Here is a 26184-nt window from a genome sequence, read left to right on the forward strand (position 1 = left end):
AGTTTAATTCAGATTAAACTACCTCTCTTTTTTATCTTATTACTTCACTCTAGTACTATCGTGGCTATGCGTTTCTATTCCTCCGTTCCACAACGTCAGAATGTCTGTAGCTACAGCAGCTCCACTACCAGCAGCTATCGCTAGCTGACTTCTATGTCCTGCTAATGTACCTGCCACATAAACACCTTCTGTTACTAAGTGATCTTCGTTTTTCAACTGTATTCTATTCTTAGCAGCTAATGATTTCTTATGTGGTATCACATATTCCATTAGTCCTTCTACTTCAAAGGTAGGACTAGAATTAATAGCTACTACTACAAGTGAAGTATAGTATACTTCCTTATTCGTCTTAACTTCAAATACTCCATCTCTCTGCTGTACTGAAATAACTTTCTCGCCAATGATTTGGTCAATGTGCTTGTAGTACTTCAAGTCTTCGATAGACTGTTCTAATAGATCTTTTCCTAAAGTCCCTTGTTTTATCCCGTAAGCATTATAGAATATAGCATCTTGAAGCATTGAACTCTTCTGATGCATAATAATACCTACTTTCTTATCTGCTACAAAAGGTTTCTTTACGGCACTACCAATAACTTGTGCACAAGAAACTCCTGATACACCTCCCCCTATGATTAGTACATCGAATACTTCCATAGGTCTTATTTTGTTTTATCGTTTATCATTTTAGATGTACGGTAAATCAATAAAATGCATACAGCACAAAGCAGGGCTACGATACCAATTAATGCGATTAGACTATCCCCTTGGAATAGGTTATTAAAGTCTAACATTGTGATATTTAATACAATCAATGCAACTACAAATACTATAGCTATGTAACTAAAAATTTTCATTTCGAATGATAAAGAATTTGATTTTACCATCCGAAAGTACAAAAAAACCACCACTAGGACAATCCTTTAACATTACCACTATATATTTTAACAACGAGATATTAAAGTCATAAGTCGTGTTTTTTTACTATTTTTATCAAGAAGTCATCACTATTGTTGAATCTCACCTCATAGATATAAGCGCTACAATGAAATAATGTAAAAAATATTAACAGATAAAATAATAGCGTAATTAACACAATTCTACTAATCTGGTACAACTATCTTATATTATGAACTTTATATTCATCCTAAATTACTTAGTGAAAAAGGTTAATCTAAAGGGTAAGTCTCTTTATTACATAAAGATTTGTAATTTTGCAGCCAATTAATTATAATATTCAGATGTTTCAAATAGGAAAAACAATCGTATCAGAAGAAGTTCTAGAGAAAGAATTCGTATGTAACCTTTCGGCTTGTAAGGGAGAGTGCTGTATAGACGGAGATGCAGGAGCACCTGTAGAAGATGATGAAGTAGAGATACTTAAAGCTGTATATGATAAAGTAAAACCTTTCTTACGTCCTGAAGGTATTAAGGCAATAGAAGAACAAGGTACATCTGTATATGGTGATGATGATGAGTACGAAACCCCTCTAATAGAAGGTGGAGAATGTGCTTATGTTATCTACGAGAATGAAATGGCACTATGTGGAATAGAAAAGGCGTATAACGAAGGTCTAATCGACTGGAAAAAGCCGATCTCATGTCATTTATATCCTATACGTATTAAAGAGTTCTCTTCTTTCTCTGCTGTGAACTATCACAAATGGCATATCTGTAGCGATGCTTGTACTCTAGGACAAGAGTTAAGCGTACCTGTATACAAGTTCTTAAAAGCTCCTCTTATCAGAAAATATGGGGAAGACTGGTATAAAGAATTAGAGCTAGTAGCAGAAGAATGGAGTAAGTCAAGAAAATAGATTTATTGAATATAGAGCACTTGTTCTTTATAGTCAATAATTGCATTCCCTTGTAGTAATACATCTGAGCCTATAATCCCGTGTACAGTCTTAACTTTATACTCTATTAAGGCAACATTGACATGAGTTAGATCTATAATTACTAGGTTAAAACTCTTGTTCTGCCAACGGCTCATTTGTAAATGATTATGATAAGCTACTTGGGTATGCATTCCATTAGCTCCTGCTCCTGATGCTTTAGTAGACGAGTTCTCAGGAATAATATTAAAATGATCTATATGACTAAAATCAATACAGCTATTAGAGGCACCTGTATCTAGGATAAAGTCACCTAGTATTCCATTGATTTTAGCTTTGACAAAAAGGTGGTTCGTTTTAGATATTTTAAACTTAACTTTCTTATATCTTCCCTTTTTTAATATATCTTTCATGTTTTCCATCAATCAAATGTAGTTTAAATTCTTTTTAAAAGGTACTTTTGTAACATTAATCTAACATTATAGAAAAATACAATATTAGAATGATATTTACTGATACGCATACACATTTATACTCAGATGCTTTTGCAGATGATCGTAAAGAAACAATAAATCGTGCAATATCTAGTGGGGTTACGCGTTTTTTTATACCAGCGATAGATTCAAGCTATAGCAATGCAATGTTTGAACTAGAGCAAGAGTTCCCTAATAATGTATTTCTTATGATGGGACTGCATCCTACTGATGTAAAACCAGAGACGTATAAAGAGGAATTGGCTTATGTAGAGCGTGAACTAGAACGTCGTACTTATTACGCAGTAGGAGAAATAGGCATTGACTTGTATTGGGATAAAAGTACTTTAGCCATACAACAAGAAGCCTTTCAATACCAAATACAATTGGCAAAAAAATATAAATTGCCTATTAATATTCACTGTCGAGATGCTTTTGACGAGGTGTTTGAAGTACTAGAGCGAGAAAAAGGGGATGATCTAAGAGGAATATTTCACTGCTTCACAGGTACTGAAGAGCAAGCGCTAAAAGCTATTTCCTATAACCTAAGGCTAGGTATAGGTGGGGTAGCTACGTTTAAAAATGGTAAAATAGACCAATTTTTAAACAAAATACCGCTGGAGCATATCGTATTAGAAACTGATTCTCCGTACCTTGCACCTGTCCCATTTAGAGGAAAAAGAAATGAAAGTGCATATATCGTAAATATTGCAGAAAAATTAGCCGATATTTACGCGCTGCCTCTAGAAGAGATAGCAAAACAAACTACAGCGAATTCAGTAGCTGTATTTGGAGTTTAAAACACGAAAACAACATAACTTGTTTATAATAATACATTACACTAATGTCTAAGTTTGATTCTATACGCCACTACCACGATCACGAGGTACACGAAGTCTTACAACAGATTTCTAAACACCCAATGATAAAAGCGTTAATGGGATATACTTTTCCTAATAAAACGGAAGAGGAATGGATGAATGCCTTAAAGGAAGTGAAATCTATTCAACAATTTCAAGATGATTTTGCCTACCACTCTATTCAGCGAATCCTAGAGAAAAGCTCTAATGGTTTGACCACTTCGGGGTTTGACAAATTAGATAAAGACACAGCTTATCTATACGTATCTAACCATCGAGATATCCTTATGGATACTTCTCTTCTCAACGTTGCCCTTAAAGACAACAAATTAGTTATGACAGCCTCTGCTATAGGGGATAACCTAGTACAAAAGTCTTTTTTACTAGCACTCGCTAAAGTAAATAGAAACTTCTTAGTTAAACGTGGATTACCACCTAGAGAGCTATTAGAAAGTTCTAAACTAATGTCTGAATATATACAACATCTTTTATTCGAGGAGAACAGATCTGTATGGATAGCACAGAGGGAAGGACGTACTAAGGATGGTAATGACGCAACTCATCAGGGAGTTCTAAAGATGATCGGAATGGCTTCTGATGAGGCTAACTTAATGGACTACTTCAAAAAAGTGAAGATAGTACCTGTATCTATCTCGTATGAGTATGATCCTACGGATGCACTGAAGATGCCTCAGCTATTAGCTAAAGCGAATGATGAAGTATATATCAAAGATAAGAATGAAGACTTTATCAACTTATACAGTGGTATCATCGGTCAAAAACGTGGTATTCATATCCATGTAGGAGATGTTCTAGACCAAGAATTAGATAATATTAAAAACACTGTAGAGAAAACTAATAAACAGATGCAAGCTGTAGCTACAGAAATAGATAAGTCGATTATCGCTAACTACTTCTTATGGCCAACTAACTATATTGCTTATGACATCATGCATAACAGCAATAAGTTCGCTGATAAATATACAGAAAAAGAGAGGCAACTATTCGAAAGACGTCTTGAACTACGCGTAGATAAAGAAAACAAAATAATCGTAGATGGCTTCTTAGCTATGTATGCTAATCCTGTTATTAACAAATTAAAATTGAGTAATGAACAATAGTCCTGCTATTCTTTTAATCTATACTGGTGGAACTATCGGTATGGTAAAAGACTTCAAAACAGGTGCTTTACGTGCTTTCAATTTTGATCAGTTAGTAGAGCGTATACCTGAGTTACACATGCTTGAGTGTTCGATAGAGACCTATTCATTCGAAACACCGATAGACTCTTCTGATATGAGCCCTGCCTTATGGGTGAAGATGGCAAGTGTAGTAGAAGAGAACTATGATAAGTTTGACGGATTCGTTATTCTACACGGTTCTGATACGATGTCATACTCAGCATCTGCACTAAGCTTTATGCTGCAGAACTTGCGCAAACCTGTTGTTCTAACAGGTTCTCAGCTTCCTATTGGAGACTTGCGTACAGATGCAAAAGAAAACCTTATAACGGCTATTCAGGTAGCTGCTGTACAAGAAAACAATACCCCTGTTATTCAAGAGGTATGTTTATACTTTGAATACAAACTATACAGAGGAAATAGGACTTCTAAAGTAAGTGCTGAGTTATTTAATGCGTTTACCTCTCCTAATATTGCTCATTTAGCAGAATCAGGAGTGAACCTGCGTATCAACAAACCTCTACTCAACTATACACATACCCAAGAACCATTACTCGTACACAAAGAGATGTCTAGCAATGTGATGATTCTAAAGATATTCCCTGGTATACAGCAGAATGTCTTAGAGGCTATTCTAAACATTAAAGACCTAGAAGGAATCGTACTTGAGACTTATGGTGCTGGTAATGCTCCTACTGAAGCATGGTTCTTAACAACATTAGGACAAGCTATTAAAAAGGGACTTAAAGTGATTAACGTTACTCAGTGTTCTAGTGGTAGTGTACATATGGGGAAATATGAGACAAGTACAGAGCTAAAAGAAATAGGTGTTATATCTGGTAAAGATATCACCACAGAGGCTGCCATCACTAAGCTGATGTTCTTACTCAAACAAAAAGGCTTAACAGACTTTAAAACTGCTTTCGAGACTCCTATCTGTGGAGAGATGGAAGAATAACAATACTAAAAGCTCTTGGAACTACTCTAAGAGCTTTTTTATTTTACGTCATTAAGTCTTCAACCGAATTATTTGCACCAATAAAAAAAGCAGCTTATCACATTGGACAAACTGCTTTTAAACTAAAATCGATAACTAAATAACTAACTTTTTACACAAAAAAGTTGTACTATTATACATTACTAGTAGTCTATTGCTACTCTCTCTGTTACTACTGATTTAATAAAATCTACTACTTTTAGATGCTCAGGATGTTTTGCATAAACATCTAAATCTTGAAGGTTCTTAAATGTCGTATGTAAAATCACTTCGAAGTTTTTAGGATCTGCTTGAGGATCATTAAATGATACAGCTATAGATTCTAGCACCTCTATCTTTCCTTTTAAATCTTCTAATAGTCGTTTTATTTCTAATTTATTGGCTTCTTTATTTTCATCTTTCAGCCTCCACATCACTATATGTGTAATCATAATGTCTATTTTTTATTGCACTAACAAGTTAATCAAAACTGCTTTATTTCAAGCACGATCTACTTATTTTTTCAATTTATCTTTGATGCGATTAGCCTCTGCTATAAAACCAGCCAATCCCTTAGTATCTCCTGCTTCTAAATATGTTTTGAACTGAGTTAGCTTTTCTAAATACGTATCTAAAATAGGCAATACATGCTCCGCATTCTGTTCAAAAATAGGCAACCACATATCCACAGAACTCTTTGCCAATCGAACTGTAGAGGCAAATCCTCCTGCCGCTAAATTAAAGATAGCTGTATCGTCTTTCTCTTTGTCTAAGACCGCTACTGCAAGTGCGTAAGATATAGCATGAGACAGATGAGAGACATATCCCACATGTTCATCATGCGAGTCAGCATCCATTAAGATCATACGCATCTCTAAGTGATAATATAATTCAGAGATTGCATTTAATGCTTTAGGATTAGACTTTTCAGGGTTGCAGATGATCGCTACCCTATCTTTAAACAATCCTTTAAATGCAGCTTCAGGCCCACTAAACTCTGTACCAGCCATCGGATGAGTTGCTACAAATTGTCCTCTTCTGCTATGCCCTTCTATCTCTTTTTCTAACAAAGACTTTGTAGATCCTACGTCCATTACATACTGTCCATCTCCTACTCTGTCTAACACATACGACACCAGTTTTACACTGGCGTTCACTGGCGTTGCTATAATGATAATATCTGATTGTTCTATTAATACATCTAGTTCTACAATCTCATCTGCGATACGCAGTTCTAATGCCTTACTAGCATTGCGCTCAGATAAATCTGAAGCCAATACTTTAGTCACAAATCCTTTTTCTTTAAGATCTAAAACGATAGACCCTCCAATTAGTCCTACACCTACTAACCCTACTATTTTTGCCATATTACGTCTATTATGATAAACAAAGCTATAAATACCTACTCTGTTTCAGCATAATTTCTTCTCTTTTTTTTAAACTTTTCGTTCCTTTGTTCTCATCTGTGTTTAATCAACATCTAAACTAACTAATCTTTATAACCAACACTGAGAACAATATCACTATCGTTATAACATAGATGTAGGACACACAAAATCTGTATGATCTAAAGTACTTTCTTTGCTTATTGCATTATATCCCCCTAATACATCCACCAGATTAGTAATTCCATACTTATATAATATCGATGCTGCCATCATACTTCTATATCCTCCAGCACAGTAGATGATATACTTCTTTTCTCTTGATATCGCATCTATTTTTTCTTCTAATACATTCAGAGGAATACTTAATGAATCCTCTAGATGTTCTGACTTAAACTCATTTATTTTACGCACATCTAACAGTACTCCTTTATCCTCTAGATAGAGTCTATCCATCTCTTGAGGCGTTATACGAGTAATAGTTTGAATAGGTTCATTTGCTCTTTTCCATGCCTCGATTCCTCCTTCTAGGTATCCTATAGCATTATCATACCCCACACGTGATAGACGGATTATACTCTCCTCTTCTTTGCCTGGTTCAGTGATTAGAACAATAGGTGCCTTTATATCTTTTATCAATTCGCCAACCCAAACAGCAAATTGTCCATTTAGCCCGATATTAATACTACTAGGTACAAAGCCTTCTGAGAACGCCTGTGGCATACGTGTATCTAATAGAATAACTTCCTTATTCATCATTTGTTTCTTCACATCATCTACACTCATCGGTTTTTTACCTCTATCTAAGATACTATCTAGTTGCTCATATCCTGTAATGTTCATCAGCACATTCTTAGGAAAATACTGAGGTGGTGTTGCTAATCCTGTCAATAGTTCTACTACGAACTCATCTTCTGTCATATCAGCGCGTAGTGCATAGTTAGTCTTCTTCTGATTACCTAAGGTATCCACAGTCTCCTTACTCATATTTTTACCACATGCAGATCCTGCACCATGATTAGGATACACGATTACCTCATCAGGTAATACCATGATTTTGCTACGAAGAGATTGGAATAAATGCCTAGCCAAAATTTCTTCTGTAATCTCAGATTTTACTAATTGTACTAAATCTGGACGACCTACATCTCCGATGAATAGTGTATCACCACTAATGATCGCATGCTCTTTTCCTTCTTCATCTATAATAAGATAAGTACTACTCTCCATAGTATGCCCAGGAGTATGCAATACTTTTATCTGAATGTTCCCCAGCTTAAACACTTGATTATCTTCTGCTATAATAGCTTCATAACTAGGCGCAGCAGTAGGCCCGAAGACTATCTTAGCTCCTGTCTTCTCCATAATATCTAAATGCCCACTCACAAAATCTGCATGAAAGTGTGTCTCGAATACATACTTAATGACTGCATCATCACTTTTAGCTCTTTCTAGATAAGGTTCTACATCTCGGAGAGGATCGAATATTGCCGCCTCACCATTACTCTCTACATAATAAGCAGCATGTGCAATACAGCCTGTATATATCTGTTCTATTTTCATATCTAAACTTTTTTTCGAGATTAAAAGTACTATTGATCACTTAGTAAAAAAATGACAAATATCATAGTTACAAACAATTACAAATAAAAATAACAGAACAACATCCTTTAGTAAACAAAAAGCACTCCATAGAGTGCTTTTTTATTTCTTATACGAAACCTTCTTTTAATACCAGCTGTATTAGATTAGCGGTATCTGATACTTCGAAGACATGCTTCATCTTTGCCAATCTTTTTTTAATTGCAGGATTAGAAAGAGGAATATGATTTTCTAATTCTTGTAATTTATATCCTTTAGATAACAACACTAGAATCTCTCTATTATAGTCATCATACATTACTTCCTTTCTTACTATCTCATTTAGGCAATGCTTCACGATATCACTTTGATAGCGATCTCCTATCAATACCCGTTTTACAATATCTAATAAGTTATCAGGTGTAATCTCATGTTTACTTACTAGACCATCTGGTCTAATGTTTTTAACGATATTATATATTGTAATCACTTCTGTATGACCAGTCAGAATGATAGTCTTACAGTAAGGCATTACTTTCTTTATATAAGCAACTATATCCCCGCCATCTCGCAATAGTGCCCCTTCCTTACTCGGTAAGGAAAAATCAACAATAGCAAGGTCAAATAAATCCGCGCGTTCAACAGCAGCATCTATTGTTTCTTTAGCAGTCAAACAGTCAAATGCTTTTTCAAAGACAACCTCTCCAAGTTCTAATTTATCCTTAGAAAGAGCCAATACGTATCCTTCTACTATAAGAGGATGGTCATCTACTAACAGTATTCTGCGCATAATAATCGAATTTTGGGAATCATACTACAAATTTAAACATTAAACTAGTATAAAAAGACTTATTTATGATAAGTTAAAACTTTTTATACACAAATTATCAACAATTTACATAAAAATACAATACAATAAGCCTTTACAAACAAAAAAAGCACCAAGTATACTACTCAGTGCTTTCTATATCTATGTTTTAATGGACTACACCAGCTTATTCGCAACTAAATACTCCGCAATTTGTACCGTATTAGTAGCAGCTCCTTTTCTAAGGTTATCAGCTACGATCCACATATTCACTGTATTCTTCTGACTCTCGTCTCTTCTGATACGCCCTACAAATACATCATCTTTCCCTTCTGCGTATAACGGCATTGGATAAGTATTCGTATCTGTATTATCTTGTACAGTGATACCTGGAGTTTGGTGAAGAATCTGTCTAACATCTCCTAAGTCAAAATCCTTTTCGAACTCTATATTCACAGTTTCACTATGTCCTCCCACTACAGGGATACGCACAGCAGTAGCTGTCACTAGCACAGTATCATCTCTAAGTATCTTCTTCGTCTCTTTCACTAATTTCATTTCCTCTTTCGTGTATCCATTATCTTCGAACACATCACAGTGAGGAATAGCATTGCGGTGTATAGGATAGTTATAAGCCATATCCCCTTTCACATCTTTATACTCATTCTCTAACTGTCTTACAGCTTTCACTCCTGTACCAGTAATAGACTGATACGTAGAAACTACCACCCTCTTAATCCCGTATTGTTTGTGTAAAGGAGATAATGCCATTACTAACTGAATAGTAGAACAGTTAGGGTTAGCAATAATTTTATCTTCTTTAGTCAAAGAATCAGCATTAATCTCAGGTACGATTAATTTCTTAGTGGGATCCATTCTCCATGCCGAAGAATTATCTATTACTGTAGTACCTACCTCAGCGAACTTCGGTGCACACTCTAGGGAAATACTTCCTCCTGCTGAAAATAAAGCAATATCCGGCTTCATCATAACAGCCTCTTCCATGGACTTTATGGTGTACTTCTTACCCTTAAATTCCACTTCCTTACCTACAGACTTCTCAGAAGCCACAGGAATTAATTCTGTTACAGGAAAATTTCTCTCCGCTAATACTTTTAGCATGATTTCACCTACCATACCGGTAGCGCCTACTACTGCGATTTTCATCTTTTATAAAATTAGGATTAATAAATAGTTTTAATCAAGGATAAAAATAACACTTTATTCAATTACCAAGACAACTGTAGGTCTTTTATTTGCAATTGAATAGTAGTTTTATTTCTCCAGTTGTTCTCTTCGATAGAATAAATGATGTCTACGTGTTGCTTATCTTTTACATACTCATACTGAGCACCTAGGTTAAAACCTATAGCACTGAACTTATATCCTGGGTTTCTTCTCTGTTTAAAACTCACTTTTAAATGTTCTCCTTTTGCTCCTGCTAATTTTGCATATCCTGTATCAAAAACTTCTTTCGTCAAAAAACAAGGACTAGGATTACCAGGACCAAATGGTTCAAACTGTTTTAAAATTCGTAGAAACTTATCTGTTATCTCTGAAAACTGGATCTTAGCATCGATCTCGATCTCAGGTATAAGGTCTGTCTCTTGAATCGTATTAGACACTACTTCTTCAAACTTCTGTCGAAAGGCATCTAGATTTTCTCTTTTTATCGTCAGTCCCGCAGCATACATATGCCCACCGAACTGAATAAGATATTCAGAACACGCCTCTAGAGCCTGATAGATATCAAAGTTCTTAACAGAGCGTGCAGAAGCAGCTAGGTAATCTCCACTATCTGTAAATACGATAGTAGGTCTGTAATAGGTATCTATAAGACGAGACGCCACGATACCGATCACCCCCTTATGCCATGATGGACTGTACACCACCGTACTCTTCGAGTTTATTAATTTATGATCGATTATCTGTTTAAGCGCTTCTTCCGTAATTCCTTGATCTAGAGATTTTCGCTCTTCATTGATGTTTACGATTTTTTCGACTGTTTTATTTGCCCCTTCCTCTGTTGCTTCTGTCAATAAATGCACGGTAAAGTTGCCATGTTCTATTCTCCCTGCAGCATTGATTTTAGGAGCCAACTTAAATACAATATCACTCATCGTATACGTCTCTAAGTCATATAATTTCATTAATGCCTTAATACCTGGACGAGGAGTCTTATTAATCACCTTAAGTCCGTAGTACGCTAGCACTCTGTTCTCTCCTGTAATAGGTACTACATCTGCAGCTATAGCAGTAGCTACTAGATCTAGATAAGGTTCTATAGAAGAGAAAGGATGTTCCTGAACTGTGTTTAATGCCTGAATTAACTTAAACCCCACACCACATCCACATAACTCTTTATAAGGATATAGGCAGTCTACTCGTTTAGGGTCTAATACTGCTACTGCATCAGGAATAGTCTCCCCAGGTAAGTGATGATCACATATTATAAAATCAACACCTTTCTCTTTAGCATACTGAATATGTTCAATAGATTTAATACCACAGTCTAGAGCTATGATTAGGTGAATACCTTGTGTTATAGCATAGTCTATCCCTTGATAAGAGATACCATACCCCTCATTATATCTATCTGGTATATAAGTATCTACCTGAGCACCTAAGCTCTTTAAATATGAATACATTAAGGCAACAGAAGTAGTTCCATCCACATCATAATCTCCGAAAACCAAGATAGATTCTCGATTCTTTATCGCGTTTAGAATGCGATGGACAGCCTCTGTCATATCTGCCATCAGAAAGGGATCGTGCAAATCTTCTAAAGAAGGTCTAAAGAATTTCTTAGCAGCATCGAAGGTATCTATCCCACGCTGTGCTAATAATCTCCCTACTATAGGATCTACACCTAAAACTTCTTGTAAATGAGCAACTATTTTTTCATCTGGATCTTGTTTTAAATACCAGCGCATTAATTACTCTTTATGATAATGAATACTAGTTTTAACTTCAGCAAATTCTTTAAACATATCCATTACACCGCAATACTTCTCTATAGATAAATCTACTGCTTTTTTTAGCTTCGCTTCATCTAGATTAGCACCGTAGAAGTGATATTCTACTATCACAGTATGATAGGTCGCCGGATCTGTATCTGTAAGTAATCCTTCTGTCTCTATTTTAAAATCAGCAACATCTAATCTCATTTTCTTAATCAGTGATGCTACATCTAATCCTGAACATCCTGCTAAAGCAGACAACATTAATGCTTTAGGTCTTAGACCTTTATTATCTCCTCCATTTTCAGGGCCTGCATCTATTCTAATCGTTCCTCCACTTGGATTAGTTGATTCGAATTGCATGTTTTCTATCCAACTTGTAGTTACTTTATGTGACATAATGTTCTGTTTTTATCAAATGTATCAAAAAAAAATCAATGTTCACTATTTAAAGAAGATGCAAAAAGAGAATCTAATGCTCAACCCTATTCTTACCATCTTGTACAGCCTAACTATTATCCTTATCACAAAAATATTCGCTAAACATACAATCTCTATACATCACTTCTCTAAAAACAGGACGATATATACACAACTACATCAAACATAAGTCTATAAACAGTCCTTTATATGTACATTCCTTTTTTTAGTCTAAAACACTTTATTTGACTAAATATCCTCTTTTACAATCTCGAAAGAAGCTTTTTCGTTTAATACAATACCTTTTATGCGCTATTTTTAATCAAAATACTTACTGTAAAGCTGTATTTAGGTTAAAAGTCGTAAAAAAAACCTCACTTTTTTTACACCTCATATTGTGAATAAAAAGAATTATCACACTAATAATCAGTATATTATTACAAAACTAAATCATAAGATCATCTAGAGCCTATTATCTGCTAAGCCACTGAACATGGGGGTTATTAGCATTCTCTTCAACACTTCTTCAACATTTCCCCAAGATTTCTCTACTTAGAAGCCTCTTTCTTGAAGAACTGTTGAAGTACTCTTGTAGAGGTATTGAAGAAGTCGCTCCTTCTAATCAAAAAACGTACTAATAGACTAAATGTCCAACAGAACAGATCGCTCAATTTTAAATAAAAAAATGCCCATAACAATCTGCTATGGGCTTCTCTCTATACTGTACTAGCCTATCTGGCTAAGATAACTATTTATTTCTTATTTATTTTTTCCAGCTACGATCACTACGATCTCTCCTTTAGGAGGCTTCGCTTCGAAGTGAGCTAACACTTCTACCACTGTACCTCTTACGGTCTCTTCATGTAGTTTAGACAATTCTCTAGAGACAGATACTTGTCTATCTTCTCCGAAGTATTCTTTAAACTCTCCTAAAGTCTTTACTAACTTATGAGGAGATACATAAAGGATCATCGTTCTGGTCTCTTCTGCTAGAATTAAATATCTCGTCTGTCTTCCTTTCTTATCAGGTAAAAACCCTTCAAAGACAAACTTATCATTTGGCAAACCACTATTCACTAATGCAGGGACGAATGCTGTTGCTCCTGGTAGACACTCTACTTCTACACCCTGCTCTACACACGCACGTGTCAATAAAAATCCTGGATCAGAGATAGCCGGTGTACCTGCATCTGATATCAGTGCGAAGGTCTCTCCTGCTTGCATTCTCTTTACTAATCCTTCTACAGTCTTATGCTCATTATGCATGTGATGACTAAACATCGGTGTAGAGATTTCAAAATGCTTTAATAGTTTTCCACTATTACGTGTGTCTTCTGCTAAGATATAATCTACTTCTTGCAATACTTTTATTGCGCGATACGTCATATCTTCTAAATTTCCAATTGGTGTAGGTACCAAGTAAAGTTTCCCCATAATTATATAAAACGTTTTTCTACTAACGTCATAAAGCGTTCTTCGTATTCTTCTTTTCCTTCCCAGTTATTGTATTCTGGTTTTACTAAATGGTCTATTAAGCTATTTGCCTCATCAAAAGAGCTCACGGTATTTAACTGTGACAATACTCTATTAAAGTCTTCTGCACTTCCGTTAAACAAATGTCTCTCGAAAGCTATACGGTCATTCAAGCCTACTACGATAGTAGAACTATAAATATCATTAATAGACTTAGGCTTATTGATCTTTGGTTCGCGTACAGAAGTATGCTCTACATTAAATAGTGTACTCTGTGGCACAGGAGTTTCTACAGTTGACTCTATGTGTTGTTCTACAGGAGCGATAGGTTCTGGCTGTGTAAAGCTAGCTTCTACAACAGGTTCCTTAGGCACAAACTCTGTGTCAAACTTCTGTACCTCTTGTTTATCAACATCCTCTACTCTGACAAATTCTACATCACTGAAGTCGAATCCAAAGAAAGGATCATCTGTATTCGGTTTGTTCTCTGTTACTGTTTTTACTTCCTCTTCTACTTTATAGTTAGCAGTAATGGTAGTTTCTTCTAATGTATCTTCTATTTTAGCAGGAGCGAATTGTTCGTTTATATTTACTAATGCTTCCTCAATGCTCTCCTCTTTAGCAGCTTCTACAGTAGAAGGTATAGGAGTCTCTATCACCTCCTCTTTTACCACAACTTCTTCTTCGTAGAAAGTAGTTACCTCGACATCATCGTTATCCTCTTCTTCCTCTTCCTCTACTACTGGTATTTCTGATGTGGTATGCGCTACTACTTCTTGTTCTACCACAGGATTTTCTACTGCTGTATTAGCTATTACCTCACGTTCGTCTAGCTGCTTTAGCATAGCCTCATGCTGATCCAGATAATGGTGAAGCTGTGCATCATCAGCTTCATTTGCACTATCATCTATATAAACCTCTGTAATAAAAGGTTCGTCATACATGACTTTTTTCTGAGCGACAGGAGCTTCCTCTACTACTTCTGGTACTATTTTACTCACTTTATCTGCAAGAAGGCTTTCGTCTATAGTATTGATAGCTTCTTTTTCAGTTTCTGCAACGATAGGATATTCTTCTTCCACTAGATCTATAGGCATCTGGTGACGAACTACCTCATCCACAGTATTTGAATTCGAATTGTTAATAGCCATCGCTTTTAAAGCATTGTCCAATTGTTCAGGAGAAACATCTTTCATTAATCCTGCTTCAAAATGATCTTGATAGAATTTTAAAATGGTAAGCTTCTCATATAATTCTTTAGCTTCTCTATATAAACTATCTACTTCCTTGTCTTTCAATTGTAATACACGATGAGCCAGACTTAACAACTCTCCTTCTAAGACTTTCTTCATAACTTTTATTTTGCATTAGTAAATTGACGAGCTTTTTTTGATAAATTTGCTCAATACAAAAATAACAGAAAAAACCGCTGGTTTCAGCTTGAAATTTACAAAATGTTTCTCGAAAATCCCGTTAATAACAAAGAACAATTTGGTTGGATCGAAGTTATCTGTGGTTCTATGTTCTCTGGTAAGACTGAAGAACTGATTCGCAGACTGAAAAGAGCCAAATTTGCCAAACAAAAAGTCGAAATTTTTAAACCTGCTATCGATACAAGATATCACGATGAATTCGTCGTATCTCATGATTCTAATGAGATTAGGTCTACACCTGTGCCTTCTGCAGCACATATCAGATTATTAGCTGATGGATGTGATGTGGTAGGAATAGATGAAGCTCAATTCTTCGATGAAGAAATTGTCAGGGTGTGTAATGACCTTGCCAACTCAGGCATCAGAGTGATCGTAGCTGGATTAGATATGGACTTTAAAGGAAATCCTTTTGGCCCAATGCCTTATTTAATGGCTACTGCAGAGTATGTAACTAAAGTACATGCTATCTGTACTAGATCAGGAAATCTAGCTAATTATAGCTTCAGAAAGGCTGCTAGTGAGGATATCGTCATGCTAGGAGAAACACAAGAATATGAGCCGCTGAGTAGAGCAGCTTATTACAATGCGCTAAGAGGTATAGATATATCAAAATCAGAAAAACAAAATACAATACCACCAGAACAAATAGAATAATACCTTAACGACCACCACACTTATGAAAAAAATAGCTCAAATCTATATCGACTCTTACAAAGGTTTATCATCAGCATCATGGATGCTAGCAATTGTAATGTTAATCAATAGATCGGGGTCTATGGTATTGCCATTCTTAGGTGTGTATATGACGAAAGAACTTCACTTTAGTCAAGAACAGACAGGATATGTATTAGCTTGTTTTGGGGTTGGTTCTATTATAGGGACTACCGTAGGTGGATGGGTGACCGATAAGATAGGTAACTATAAAGTACAGTACTTAAGCTTACTTGGTAGCATACCTGTATTCATCATGTTACCACACTTCACGTCTGTAGTCAGTCTAGCACTGATGATGTTATTACAGAGTGCTGTCAGCGAAATGTTTAGACCGGCAAACTCTGTAGCCATCACCATGTATGCAAAACCAGAGAATATCACACGTGCCTTCTCTCTAAATAGAATGGCAGTGAACTTAGGATTCTCTATTGGTCCAGCTATGGGAGGTATTCTAGCTGCGATCTCGTATGCGTTATTATTCTACGTGAATGCTACTGCTGCGTTTCTAGCCGCTGTCGTGTTCATCTACTTCTTTAGAAATAGAAAGACAAACAAAGAATTATTATTAGAACAAGAAGATATCACTGAGTTAAACGAGGTAGAGGATGTGTCTAATAAGTCTCCATATAAGGATAAGATGTTCTTAATATACAGTGTATTCTGTACGTTATACTCTATCGCATTCTTACAGCTATTAAGTACACTACCTATATTCTATGAGAAAGCTGTAGGGCTAGATGAAGTAGAGATAGGGCTTATCTTAGGATACAGTGGTCTATTAATCTTCTTAACAGAGATGCTATTAGTGCATGTAGCAGAGAAATACTTTACGATCAGACAGACTATCTTCTACGGGGTAATGATAAGTGCTTTAGGGTATGGTATGCTTGCCTTTGACTATAGTTATATCGCTATCTATATATCGATGACTATCTTATGTGTATCTGAGATGCTAGCGATGCCATTTACCTCTACAGTGACGGCTATGCGCGCTGGTAGTAAGAATAAAGGTGCATATATGGGAGTGAATGGGCTAACCTTCGCTATCGGATTTATTATCTCACCTATCCTGGGGACAAAAGTAGCTTCTACTCTAGGGTATGATATCTTATGGCTAGGCACAGCTGCCTTAGTCATCATAGCGGCACTAGGTCTGAACTACTCAGTCAAAAAAATGGCTGAGGAATAAACGTTATAGTTTCTTCTCCATTTTTAAGAATGTGTACAGTCCACCATTAGTATGGTTCTCAAATTCACCTACACTAGAATACCCAAGATTTTGATAGAAGTCAACTCCTAAGGTATTAAACTTCGCTACAGCTACAGTTATTTTCTCCACAGCTTTTCGCTCGTGTAGAGCTTCTTCTGCATATTGTATGATTTCCTTACCATACCCTTTATTAAGATGGATAGGGTTAATTCCTAATACGATTTCTGCTGTATTATTGTCTACTAAATCGTAATAAAAATAAGCTATAATATCCTTCTCTCTTTGTGTACGTACACTGAAGGTATTCTGGCCTCTCACGTTCTCATCTAAAAAATCATGTAAATCCTCTAAATCTGAAGTCATATTATAAAAGCTTAATATTCCTTCATACTTCCAATTATAAGCTATTTCTATGGCCTCCTCTTGTGTTAGGACTTCAAAAAATAAAACTTTCTCTTTCATTATTCAAAATATGTTAAAAAACCTTTCTTATTTAACAACTGCGCTATAAAGTTCTATAGAAACAAATATATTTGTGACTAGATGAATCATTACAACAGACATATAGCCTGGCTACTCATTATCATTTTTGCCTTATTTGGCGCAGAGAAGATTAACTTCTCTGTGGAACAGACCTGTGACAAAAAGTTAATGTATTGCCCTACTGCTAATATGTATGTGTATACTGTGTATAAAAACACTTCGCGTTCGTCTAATCCTGATACAAAGGATACTGATACGCATAAAGTAACTACGATAGCTTGTGAAACTTTCTTTATCAATCAAATAGAATCAGCAATCTATACGAAACAAAAAGTTACTTATAATTACAGTCCTTTTTATTATAAACATGTCATCCATTCAACACCATATATACCCTTAGTAGATCCCCCTCCTATAGTATAGTGTTCTTTATTCTTATATCTAGCTTACTACACTATCATATACTATACAAAGATAGACCTGTATAAATAGATTAAAAAGATACTTTTTCTTAATGATTTAGTACAATATTCAAATATTTAACATATAGTATCCTTTCTGATATTATTTGTTTTGTTACATATCTATCCTCTTATTGATACTACAAAAAAAAAGAGCCAAAACACTGTCTTAGCTCTCTTTAACTACGGTAAAGTATATAAAAATCTCAACAAGAAAAGTCTTCTTCATTGAGCTAGTTTGTTTCTAAATGTAGATATCCTGTTTTCTTAATCATACTAGATCCTCTATCATCTTTATACTCATAAGAGACAATATAGAAATAGGTACCTGTCGGTAATAGTTCATTCTTCCTTACTGTTACCCTACCATCTGAGTAACCTCTAAATGCATTACTACTACTGTTATAATTAGCAGTCTCGTATACCTTGACACCCCATCTATTAAATATTTCGACACGGTTATTTGGGTATCGTTGGATATTGTCTATTCTGAAGAAGTCATTGTCTCCATCACCATTCGCGCTAACGAAGTTATAGATCACTACATCTCCCTTCAGCATTTTATCTGTTCTCACTGTCCCTAGTGTAAAGAAACCGTACTTTTCTAATGTAGTAGGCGTAGTCACAGTCTTATTCTCAATGTCTACTATACCCCCTTCATCTACCCATAGCTGTTCTACAGCATCCCATCTGAGGATATGCAGATTATCTAAGGCGTGCTCATAAATCTCTTTAGGTGTAGTACGCTCATCCCAAGTCAAGGTAAGAACGATGGGACTCGCTGTAGTCTGTGCACGCTCTATTAGCCAATATTCTCTTGTATTAATCTTATCTACAACACCAGAACCTGCTTGTCTGACTTTAAAGAATTGTTTATCGTCTAAACTATACCTGCCTACAAAAATATCTTTCTGATGCTTAGGAGCCGAGATAGTAGCTTGTCTATAGAATCCTTTATCCCCTTTTGGATAGGTAAAATCTTCATTTCCTTCTTTTTCTACTTCTCCTTCGATATGAGAGATATCACTGACGTGAAGAACATTAGATTTATTTAAGAACGTAAAAGCACCCTGAAGAGAATCCACCTTTGCGATACCCTGAGTAAATTCTACTGCACCTGCAATACTCACAGAAGTCTTGATATCAAAAGCTCTATCGCGTACAGGATTATTTAAAATCAAATTATTGAAATGAGTTTCTGTCTGTCCTTCTATGGTTTGTTTAGCGGTTCCGATAAGAAATGTACTGCCTTGAGGAGTATTGCCTTTATAGTCAAACATTTTACCATTATTAACAAGGTCATGATGTAAGTAAAGCTCCCCGTTATTTCTAAAATCACCTTCTCCTTGATTCTCTAGCGTATAATACACAGAGACCATAGAACCCGGTTTGATATAAAACATACCCTTATTCACTGCTTGACTGTAAATTATAGTCGGCAGCATCACTGTACACAGTAGTAATCTCAAATATATCTTCATCCCTTCTATAGTTAGTATTAGTCTTTCACTACGAATATGATATTCATAATCGTACAGTCTGTTGCTGCAGCCTTTACATCATAAGTCATCACTCCTTCTTTAGATATTGACTTTATCGTAAAGACATCTTTATCATAACTCGTCACATAATAGTATAAGTCTGTCGGCTTCTCAAAATAAGGAATACCTGTAGTAGGAGCTCCTTCGCTGACAAAGTGATTACTATTCTGCAAAGAGAATTGCTTTTTGTATTCTTCAAATAAATTGATTTTTACACCTGTGCGGTCTTCTGAGGTATCGAATAAAATAGAAGGCATATAGAAAAACTTTACTGCCTTATAATCTTTGGTTACCATCTGTTGCCACTTATTTCCGTCATTGTAATAAAACCCTACAAGCACGTCATTTTGCGCTTTAGTGTTGTACACAGTCATTCCAGCTACGTGGGCACTCATTGGAGCAGACTTGTCAGTTGATGTAAGCTCTACACGTGGCAACAATAGCCCCTTGTTTGTAGATTCTACCTCAAACATTGCATCTGCATTTATATCAGGTGATGTACCAATCTTAGTTTGTGCAAAACTTAGAGCGCTGAATAGCACAGCAAGCATTGCGAAATATAATTGCTTCATCATTTATCTTTAAGTAATTGAAAAAAAAGTGCGAGTCTCAATACAAGACTCGCACAGTGTGGTGTGAGTTGTTTGATTATTGTTTGTTTGCTTGTCTATATTTTATATAACTATTCTGTAAACTCTACGATTACATTATAGTCACCTTCTCCAATCATGATGTACTGGTTACCTGATCCGATATTGAAGTTAAGTTTGCCTCCTTTTACCTCAATGTCAGTAGTAGCTGTAGTCTTCAGCATCTCTCCTTGTAATACTTGGATACTTACTACTGACCCTACTGTAGCGCCTGAAGGAATACTTACTCCTGATGTTTTAGCTGAGTTAGCTTTAGCGATATTAGTAGTCCCTATGAACTTATAAACCTTCTTATTATTAATCGTATTCCCTGTAAAAATTACTGTATTGCTATTTTCAACACTAACATGATCTCCTAAGATATTCTTGATCTTATCCACATTATTAGTAATATAATTCGTGATAAAGTCAAAGCTGATTTCTTTCTTCGTTCCATTATCTTCTATCGTATAGAATACTTCTTCTTTATCGTCTGCTACCTTTCCGTAATACACATTACCTCCTTTATTAATAAACTTAGAGATTAGATCCCCTACTTTATAAGTAACATCACCTTCTTTTACTTCTTGGTTTAGAATATCACTAAAATTGTTTACAATATCACCTACTACATTTACTTCTGTACCTCCTGTAATATCTCCTGTAATATCAGCAACAGTCTTACCTGCATTGCTTGCCAAGAATGCTTTTACAGCTTCTTCATTGAAATATTTATATCCTACAGTCTTACCATTTTTTACTACTGGTACTACTACTGTAGTCGTCTCTGTATCTGCTACTAAATCTTTAAGGTTAATAGTCTCATACTTGCCATTATTATAGAATTGGAACTCCCAATTAGCGTTCGTACCATCCCCAGTATTCTTATAGATTACGTTACCATCTACCTTCGTAGAGATATTCTTGATTAACTCTTCTATGGTATAATACTCGCTAGTACTTCCTTCTTTTAGCACAGTCGTTTTACTATTAAAGAAGTTAGATACATTAGCAGCGATTTCTCCTACTACATCTATTACTACTACTCCTTCTGCATCATTAGGTACATCGTTCTCAGTCTTCCCTTCATTTCCTTTCTTAGCTAACCAATTCTGAATAGTTGTCTCTGAGAAGAAAAGGAATTTCTTTGTTTTGTTATCACCAGAAGCTTCTAATATGCGGAAGAAGGTCTTAGTCTCTTCTTTTAATACTAGATCTTCGAAGTCTACATTCGCTGTCTCATATTTATTATCAACTGTGTTATAAACCACATACTTAAACTCATTCTTCACTGGGTCAAACACAATAGTAGAATGCCCTTCTTTATCAGCATCTTTATTGTCAGGATTAGTCGGTACGATATAGTTAATTACATTCTGAATATTCTTTACGTCTCCTTCTAATTTAGTTACATTATTATCTAATCCATTGATAACTGTAGTTAACTCCGTTTTGCTTACTATTCTATTCCACTGTCCTCCATTCTCTAATGTCCAGTAATAGAATCCTTTTAATATCTCTTTAGAAATATCCTCATTAAGGTTATAAATCAATAAACTCTCTACTTTCGTTCCATCTATCGGTGCAAAAACTTTTAAGTCTGACAAACTTACACGTGGAATCAATACCCCTCTGTGATTAGAAAGAATTTCAAGTTCAGCTGATGTTTCAGGTTCTGGAGTACCAATACCTACCTGTGCTGATGCTGTATAAAAAGTTCCTAAGAAAGCGGCTAAAATGATAATTTTCTTCATGATTATAAACTCTATTTAATATCTGTATTGTTTTGTTATTTTGTCTTTTTACTTGGTAACATAGGGTTAGAGAATATTCCTTCTCTAAATCCTCTAAGAAAAGCCAGATCATAGATCACAGATGTACTACATCCTGTCAAATTAGTTATGGTCAATCTCACTTTACCTTTTCTATTATGCCAGTTCTCTCCATTGACTTTGGCATCTTTAGGAAAGGTTATCGTCAGCGCTCCTGTTCCTGGCTTGATGATAAATACTCCTCCCTGCTGTCTAATAATCGGTTTGTCGTTAGCATCAAACAATACATTGCCTTTGCTATCTCGTTCTACAATAGTTTTTCTTATCTCTACTTCTGGATTATCTACAGTAGCGAAAGGAAACGCCTTCCACTCATTCTCTGTATCTAATAAATATTCCCAGTCATATCGCTGTATATCTCCTATCACTACAGGGCTAAGCTGTAATGGCTGTCCCCCTTTAATATTTACTTGATCTACTACCGTAGTCTGCTTTCCTTTGCTATCCTGAGCGATTACACGTTCTACAGAAGGCAGACTATTTATTTTAATCTTAATTGGCGTTCTAGAGCCTATCGTACATCCATTTCTAACAGCCTGTACATATACTGTAAACTCATCTCCTACCTTATAATGCTTAGACAAGTCTATCGTAAACATATCATCCAAAGCAGGTAGTCTAGTCATTCCTTTCTCTGAAGTGTACACTTCATAACTAGTACAATGGCTATTCTGTGGTTGTATCCTCAACGGTTCTCCTTCACATAACTGAAGAACCTGTTCTAGTTCATAACCGTACTGATCTGTCTCTATCTCCATACCGACTTCTACTCTAGGAACTAGATCAACGTTATAGATATGAGTAAAATCTCCTAATACTCCTACAACTGAACCATACGATATCTTCACTCTATCAAAAGGTTCTGTAGAAGGCGCTACTATGATTCTGTATCTATCTCTACCTCCTATCCCTAATAATCTCAAGCGAAGTGCTCCATTAGATTCTGTAAGCGGTTCTCCTACTTTCTTATCACCTAAATAGCGTTGAATCTTAAAGCCTTTGACTAATTCTAAACTCAATACTCCAGGGTTCTTATTCTCTGCTGTAATATGCAACTCATCCCCTGGTAGGGCAGTTTGTTTAAACACTACAGTTAGGCTTGCCATATTCGCTACTGCTAACCCTCTTGCTATTACTGCATAACTATTAGGATCATCATCAACAGCATTCCAAGGGAGACTAACAGATGCTGTGGCACTTAATGCTCCTAGTCCCACATCTTCTACTCCATGGAGTACATCCAACACATTTGGATTAATATTAGGTAGTACAGCTGCACAACTTGGATTCTCCACTTGCTTAGTCACATAAGCCCCATAAACCTTAGCATTCTGAGCTACACCTACTGTAGATCCTAAGACTACTTGTACTCCTCTATATTTCTGTGGTCCTTTCTTATTCGATGGTACGAATGTATACTCCAACACATTATCTGCTGCTAACAGATCTACTAATCCTCCATCTACACCTTGTAACGCTCCTATTTTCTTTCCATTAGCATCAAGGCCTACTACTGTAACACCACCCAATGCAACTAAGCCACTATATTCTTTACCGAGTTTCACTGTCACAGGTGTTCCTGCTGCTTGATCTTCTTTGAAGTAAATATTCTGCCATGTAGTCCCTAATCCTAATAGTCCTAATCCTACTGTTATAGTAGAATATGTGTCTGGTCGTCCATCAATAGCATTACCTTTATTAGATACTCCTCCTGTCAGAGCAGAATACCACGCTGTATAGTCCGTTGCCCAGTATCTCTCGTAAGTCGGTGGACAGTCTTCATTATTAAATACATTGACTTGAATATTCTTGATATCCGAACATCCATTAGCATTCTCAGCAACTACAGTATAGTTATAAACCCCTGCTTGGTTAAAGACCTTAGGACTCGTCCTATCAATAATTTCTTCTCCATTCACTCCATACCAAGTGATCATATCACTAGCACGATCTGTTATCATAACTGGCAGTACAAAAGAATCTCCTACATTCAATGTATAGCTTAAAGCATCAGAGGTATTCTTCAATTTTAACTTAGGAATAGGATTAACATTAATCTTTACCTTAGCGGACTCTTCTGAACTAACACCGTTAATAACATAAACAACACTATATTCTCCTGGCTCTGTTACTCTAATACTCTCTGTAGGTAATAGCTCTTCGATTACTCTATCTTCTAGATCACCTCCTACTTCGCGTACCTTAAATAAATTACCGTCTTTAAACCAGCGGTAAGATTCTACAGTACCTATAGTAGTCAATGGCTTTTTAGCAGTCAATATTGCCTCATCTCCTTCACATATTACACTCACATCTGATGAAACAGAAGGCTGAGGATGTGGCTTACCTACAATGCTAGTATGTGCTATAGAACGAATCTTCGTAGGATCTACATACGGCAGTTTTAGGTTACTTACATCTAGATAAGCTTCATTAGATAACACTCCTAAACCTGGGTAGCCAATCACTGTTCCGTTAATAATGACTCTAGAAGAAGAGTGAGCATCTAAACTCACTTTCCAATTCTCAATACTCTTCGCACTATATATACTAGGAATATTAGAAGGAGGTGTCAATGTGTTTTTATTATTACCTCTATTATCAAAGAAGATCTCGTCTACTCTAAAGAATTCTTTTATCGTTGATAAATAATCGTTTAGTTTGAAGTCTTTATACAAATCAGATGAGTGGTTAGACATCTCTAATGTGTAGCTTAACTTATCTCCTTTTTTTGCTTCTAGTAAGTTGACAGATTTATTAATCATTAACCCTTCTGGAGTTGTGACATTTAAATCTTTAATCTCGTGAATATTGACCGCCATCCCTGTTGAAGCTGCAAAACCAATCTTCAATGTTTCGTAAGGTAACTCATCGTATTTATAGTCTAATATTTCTACGAATCGACCACTATACACAGGCTGTATACGTACTTTGATATGAAACTTCTTTTTAAGAGCGTAAGTCCCATCAGGTTTCTTCTTACTTCTATCTTCTTCTAAGATAGGTTTCATCTCGATCTGCACTCTCCTATAAAAACTATAGTCATCTGGCCTAGAATACGTAAATCCATAATCTATCGTTTTACCTCCTGGTTCTTTTACATGTGTTAGATATCTAGCAGTCTTATTTAGGTCATTTATAACCTTTCCTCTTAAGACAACACTCTGAGCAAAAGAACCTCTTGTATTAGGTCTTCCTACAGCTCCACTAGTAAAGTTTCCATATTCATCAAGTCCAACGGCAATATAACCACCTGTAACACCATAAGTATTATCACCTGGTCCATATCCTAATGACCCGCCATAACTACCTAGTCTAAACTTCCCTTTAGGTATACTTCCATCGTATAGAAATACAGAGATACCATCAGCTCCACCACTAATCTTTCCATCTTTCTTACGCCATGCTTTATATTCAAAGTCGATCAATACTCCTCTATCTGAAGGAAAACTCTCTTCTATAATAGCATACCCCTTTTGATTCATTCCATCAGAAGTAAGTCTTAACCACCCAGTACCATAATCATCTAGCCCTTGTGAAGCCGTTAGTATAGCATTATCCCCTAATACTACTTTACTATTCACTGATCTATGAGTAAAACTTTCTTGTATAGTAAACTGTGCATATAAAGGAGATAACTGTCCTACTAAAACACATAGTACAAACGCTAAAACATATCTATATTTACTCATCAAAACTTTCATAACAAACACATTTACAACACTATAAAAAAACAACCTCTAACTTATTTTAGACAAAGATCCCTCTGCTCATATCATGTGAGATATCAGACATTTAGAAAATAGAAGTCTACACCAAATACAAGGTGTTTAAAATCCCATTAAACTTTTTAGTGATCTACAACTAAGAAACAGTTGCTACTTTTATGATACTTTTACTCTTTTTCCTTTATTACTCTTTTTATTTGAGAA

General features: G+C 35.6%; 24 protein-coding genes. 7 read left to right on the forward strand and 17 right to left on the reverse strand.

Annotated elements, in window-relative coordinates:
- Positions 1-39 precede the first annotated feature (39 nt).
- A complete protein-coding gene (locus HX049_RS05555; RefSeq protein WP_286414642.1) occupies positions 40-654 on the reverse strand; it encodes an FAD-dependent oxidoreductase in 615 nt (204 codons plus the stop codon).
- A 5-nt stretch (positions 655-659) separates the two neighbouring features.
- Complete coding sequence (locus HX049_RS05560; protein ID WP_286414644.1) at positions 660-854, reverse strand: hypothetical protein; 195 nt, start codon at positions 852-854, stop codon at positions 660-662.
- Positions 855-1238: 384 nt separating this feature from the next.
- Here HX049_RS05560 and HX049_RS05565 point away from each other — a divergent pair, with 384 nt between their 5' ends.
- Complete coding sequence (locus HX049_RS05565; protein ID WP_286414645.1) at positions 1239-1814, forward strand: DUF3109 family protein; 576 nt, start codon at positions 1239-1241, stop codon at positions 1812-1814.
- Between the two features lie 2 nt (positions 1815-1816).
- On the opposite strand, the gene HX049_RS05570 is transcribed toward HX049_RS05565, so the two are convergent.
- A complete protein-coding gene (locus HX049_RS05570; RefSeq protein WP_286414646.1) occupies positions 1817-2254 on the reverse strand; it encodes a retropepsin-like aspartic protease in 438 nt (145 codons plus the stop codon).
- An 80-nt stretch (positions 2255-2334) separates the two neighbouring features.
- On the opposite strand from HX049_RS05570, the gene HX049_RS05575 reads away from it, so the two are divergent.
- From HX049_RS05575 to HX049_RS05585, 3 genes are read left to right on the forward strand one after another with little or no spacing between them, the layout of a single operon-like run.
- Complete coding sequence (locus HX049_RS05575; RefSeq protein ID WP_286414648.1) at positions 2335-3105, forward strand: TatD family hydrolase; 771 nt, start codon at positions 2335-2337, stop codon at positions 3103-3105.
- 44 nt (positions 3106-3149) lie between these two features.
- Positions 3150-4286: a 1-acyl-sn-glycerol-3-phosphate acyltransferase gene (locus HX049_RS05580; protein WP_286414649.1), complete on the forward strand. Its 1137-nt coding sequence runs from the start codon at positions 3150-3152 to the stop codon at positions 4284-4286.
- Positions 4276-5304 carry an asparaginase gene (locus tag HX049_RS05585; RefSeq protein WP_286414650.1) on the forward strand — a complete coding sequence of 343 codons (1029 nt, stop codon included), beginning with the start codon at positions 4276-4278 and terminating at the stop codon, positions 5302-5304. Before HX049_RS05580 ends, HX049_RS05585 begins: the two co-directional genes overlap by 11 nt.
- A 182-nt stretch (positions 5305-5486) precedes the next feature.
- On the opposite strand, the gene HX049_RS05590 is transcribed toward HX049_RS05585, so the two are convergent.
- The 9 genes from HX049_RS05590 to HX049_RS05630 all read right to left on the reverse strand — a co-directional run bounded on the left by HX049_RS05590 (position 5487) and on the right by HX049_RS05630 (position 15301).
- Entirely contained in the window at positions 5487-5774 is a 288-nt protein-coding gene (locus tag HX049_RS05590) for a Dabb family protein (protein WP_286414652.1), read from the reverse strand.
- 63 nt (positions 5775-5837) lie between these two features.
- Positions 5838-6689, reverse strand: coding sequence for a prephenate dehydrogenase (locus HX049_RS05595; RefSeq protein ID WP_286414653.1), 852 nt, complete (start codon positions 6687-6689; stop codon positions 5838-5840).
- A 162-nt stretch (positions 6690-6851) separates the two neighbouring features.
- Complete coding sequence (locus HX049_RS05600) at positions 6852-8270, reverse strand: MBL fold metallo-hydrolase (protein ID WP_286414655.1); 1419 nt, start codon at positions 8268-8270, stop codon at positions 6852-6854.
- A 148-nt stretch (positions 8271-8418) separates the two neighbouring features.
- Positions 8419-9078 carry a response regulator gene (locus HX049_RS05605; protein WP_286414656.1) on the reverse strand — a complete coding sequence of 220 codons (660 nt, stop codon included), beginning with the start codon at positions 9076-9078 and terminating at the stop codon, positions 8419-8421.
- Positions 9079-9273: 195 nt separating this feature from the next.
- The gene (locus tag HX049_RS05610; protein ID WP_286414658.1) at positions 9274-10263 is read right to left on the reverse strand and encodes an aspartate-semialdehyde dehydrogenase; all 990 of its coding nucleotides are present in this window, start codon (positions 10261-10263) and stop codon (positions 9274-9276) included.
- A gap of 62 nt (positions 10264-10325) precedes the next feature.
- Entirely contained in the window at positions 10326-12029 is a 1704-nt protein-coding gene (recJ, locus tag HX049_RS05615) for a single-stranded-DNA-specific exonuclease RecJ (protein ID WP_286414660.1), read from the reverse strand.
- 3 nt (positions 12030-12032) lie between these two features.
- Positions 12033-12455 carry an OsmC family protein gene (locus HX049_RS05620; protein WP_286414662.1) on the reverse strand — a complete coding sequence of 141 codons (423 nt, stop codon included), beginning with the start codon at positions 12453-12455 and terminating at the stop codon, positions 12033-12035.
- 780 nt (positions 12456-13235) lie between these two features.
- Positions 13236-13910 carry a 16S rRNA (cytidine(1402)-2'-O)-methyltransferase gene (gene rsmI, locus HX049_RS05625; RefSeq protein ID WP_286414664.1) on the reverse strand — a complete coding sequence of 225 codons (675 nt, stop codon included), beginning with the start codon at positions 13908-13910 and terminating at the stop codon, positions 13236-13238.
- A gap of 2 nt (positions 13911-13912) precedes the next feature.
- Complete coding sequence (locus tag HX049_RS05630) at positions 13913-15301, reverse strand: hypothetical protein (RefSeq protein ID WP_286414665.1); 1389 nt, start codon at positions 15299-15301, stop codon at positions 13913-13915.
- Between the two features lie 102 nt (positions 15302-15403).
- On the opposite strand from HX049_RS05630, the gene HX049_RS05635 reads away from it, so the two are divergent.
- Together HX049_RS05635 and HX049_RS05640 are read left to right on the forward strand one after the other, a co-directional pair.
- Entirely contained in the window at positions 15404-16036 is a 633-nt protein-coding gene (locus HX049_RS05635) for a thymidine kinase (protein ID WP_286414667.1), read from the forward strand.
- 22 nt (positions 16037-16058) lie between these two features.
- Complete coding sequence (locus tag HX049_RS05640) at positions 16059-17285, forward strand: MDR family MFS transporter (RefSeq protein WP_286414668.1); 1227 nt, start codon at positions 16059-16061, stop codon at positions 17283-17285.
- A gap of 3 nt (positions 17286-17288) precedes the next feature.
- Here HX049_RS05640 and HX049_RS05645 read toward each other — a convergent pair whose 3' ends face one another.
- Complete coding sequence (locus HX049_RS05645; protein ID WP_286414670.1) at positions 17289-17768, reverse strand: GNAT family N-acetyltransferase; 480 nt, start codon at positions 17766-17768, stop codon at positions 17289-17291.
- Between the two features lie 81 nt (positions 17769-17849).
- Here HX049_RS05645 and HX049_RS05650 point away from each other — a divergent pair, with 81 nt between their 5' ends.
- Positions 17850-18212 (forward strand): hypothetical protein, encoded by a 363-nt coding sequence (locus tag HX049_RS05650; protein WP_286414672.1) that lies wholly within the window; start codon positions 17850-17852, stop codon positions 18210-18212.
- A gap of 271 nt (positions 18213-18483) precedes the next feature.
- Here the strand turns inward: HX049_RS05650 and HX049_RS05655 are convergent, their stop codons facing one another.
- From HX049_RS05655 to HX049_RS05670, 4 genes are all read right to left on the reverse strand, one after another.
- Positions 18484-19731 (reverse strand): gliding motility-associated C-terminal domain-containing protein, encoded by a 1248-nt coding sequence (locus HX049_RS05655; protein WP_286414674.1) that lies wholly within the window; start codon positions 19729-19731, stop codon positions 18484-18486.
- Between the two features lie 17 nt (positions 19732-19748).
- Positions 19749-20366: a hypothetical protein gene (locus HX049_RS05660; RefSeq protein WP_286414676.1), complete on the reverse strand. Its 618-nt coding sequence runs from the start codon at positions 20364-20366 to the stop codon at positions 19749-19751.
- Positions 20367-20473: 107 nt separating this feature from the next.
- Positions 20474-22174: a hypothetical protein gene (locus tag HX049_RS05665; protein ID WP_286414677.1), complete on the reverse strand. Its 1701-nt coding sequence runs from the start codon at positions 22172-22174 to the stop codon at positions 20474-20476.
- A gap of 35 nt (positions 22175-22209) precedes the next feature.
- Positions 22210-25956 carry a lectin-like domain-containing protein gene (locus HX049_RS05670; RefSeq protein ID WP_286414679.1) on the reverse strand — a complete coding sequence of 1249 codons (3747 nt, stop codon included), beginning with the start codon at positions 25954-25956 and terminating at the stop codon, positions 22210-22212.
- Positions 25957-26184: the final 228 nt, after the last annotated feature.

This window comes from Myroides odoratimimus (assembly GCF_030326305.1).
In the GTDB taxonomy this organism is placed as follows: domain Bacteria; phylum Bacteroidota; class Bacteroidia; order Flavobacteriales; family Flavobacteriaceae; genus Flavobacterium; species Flavobacterium odoratimimum_A.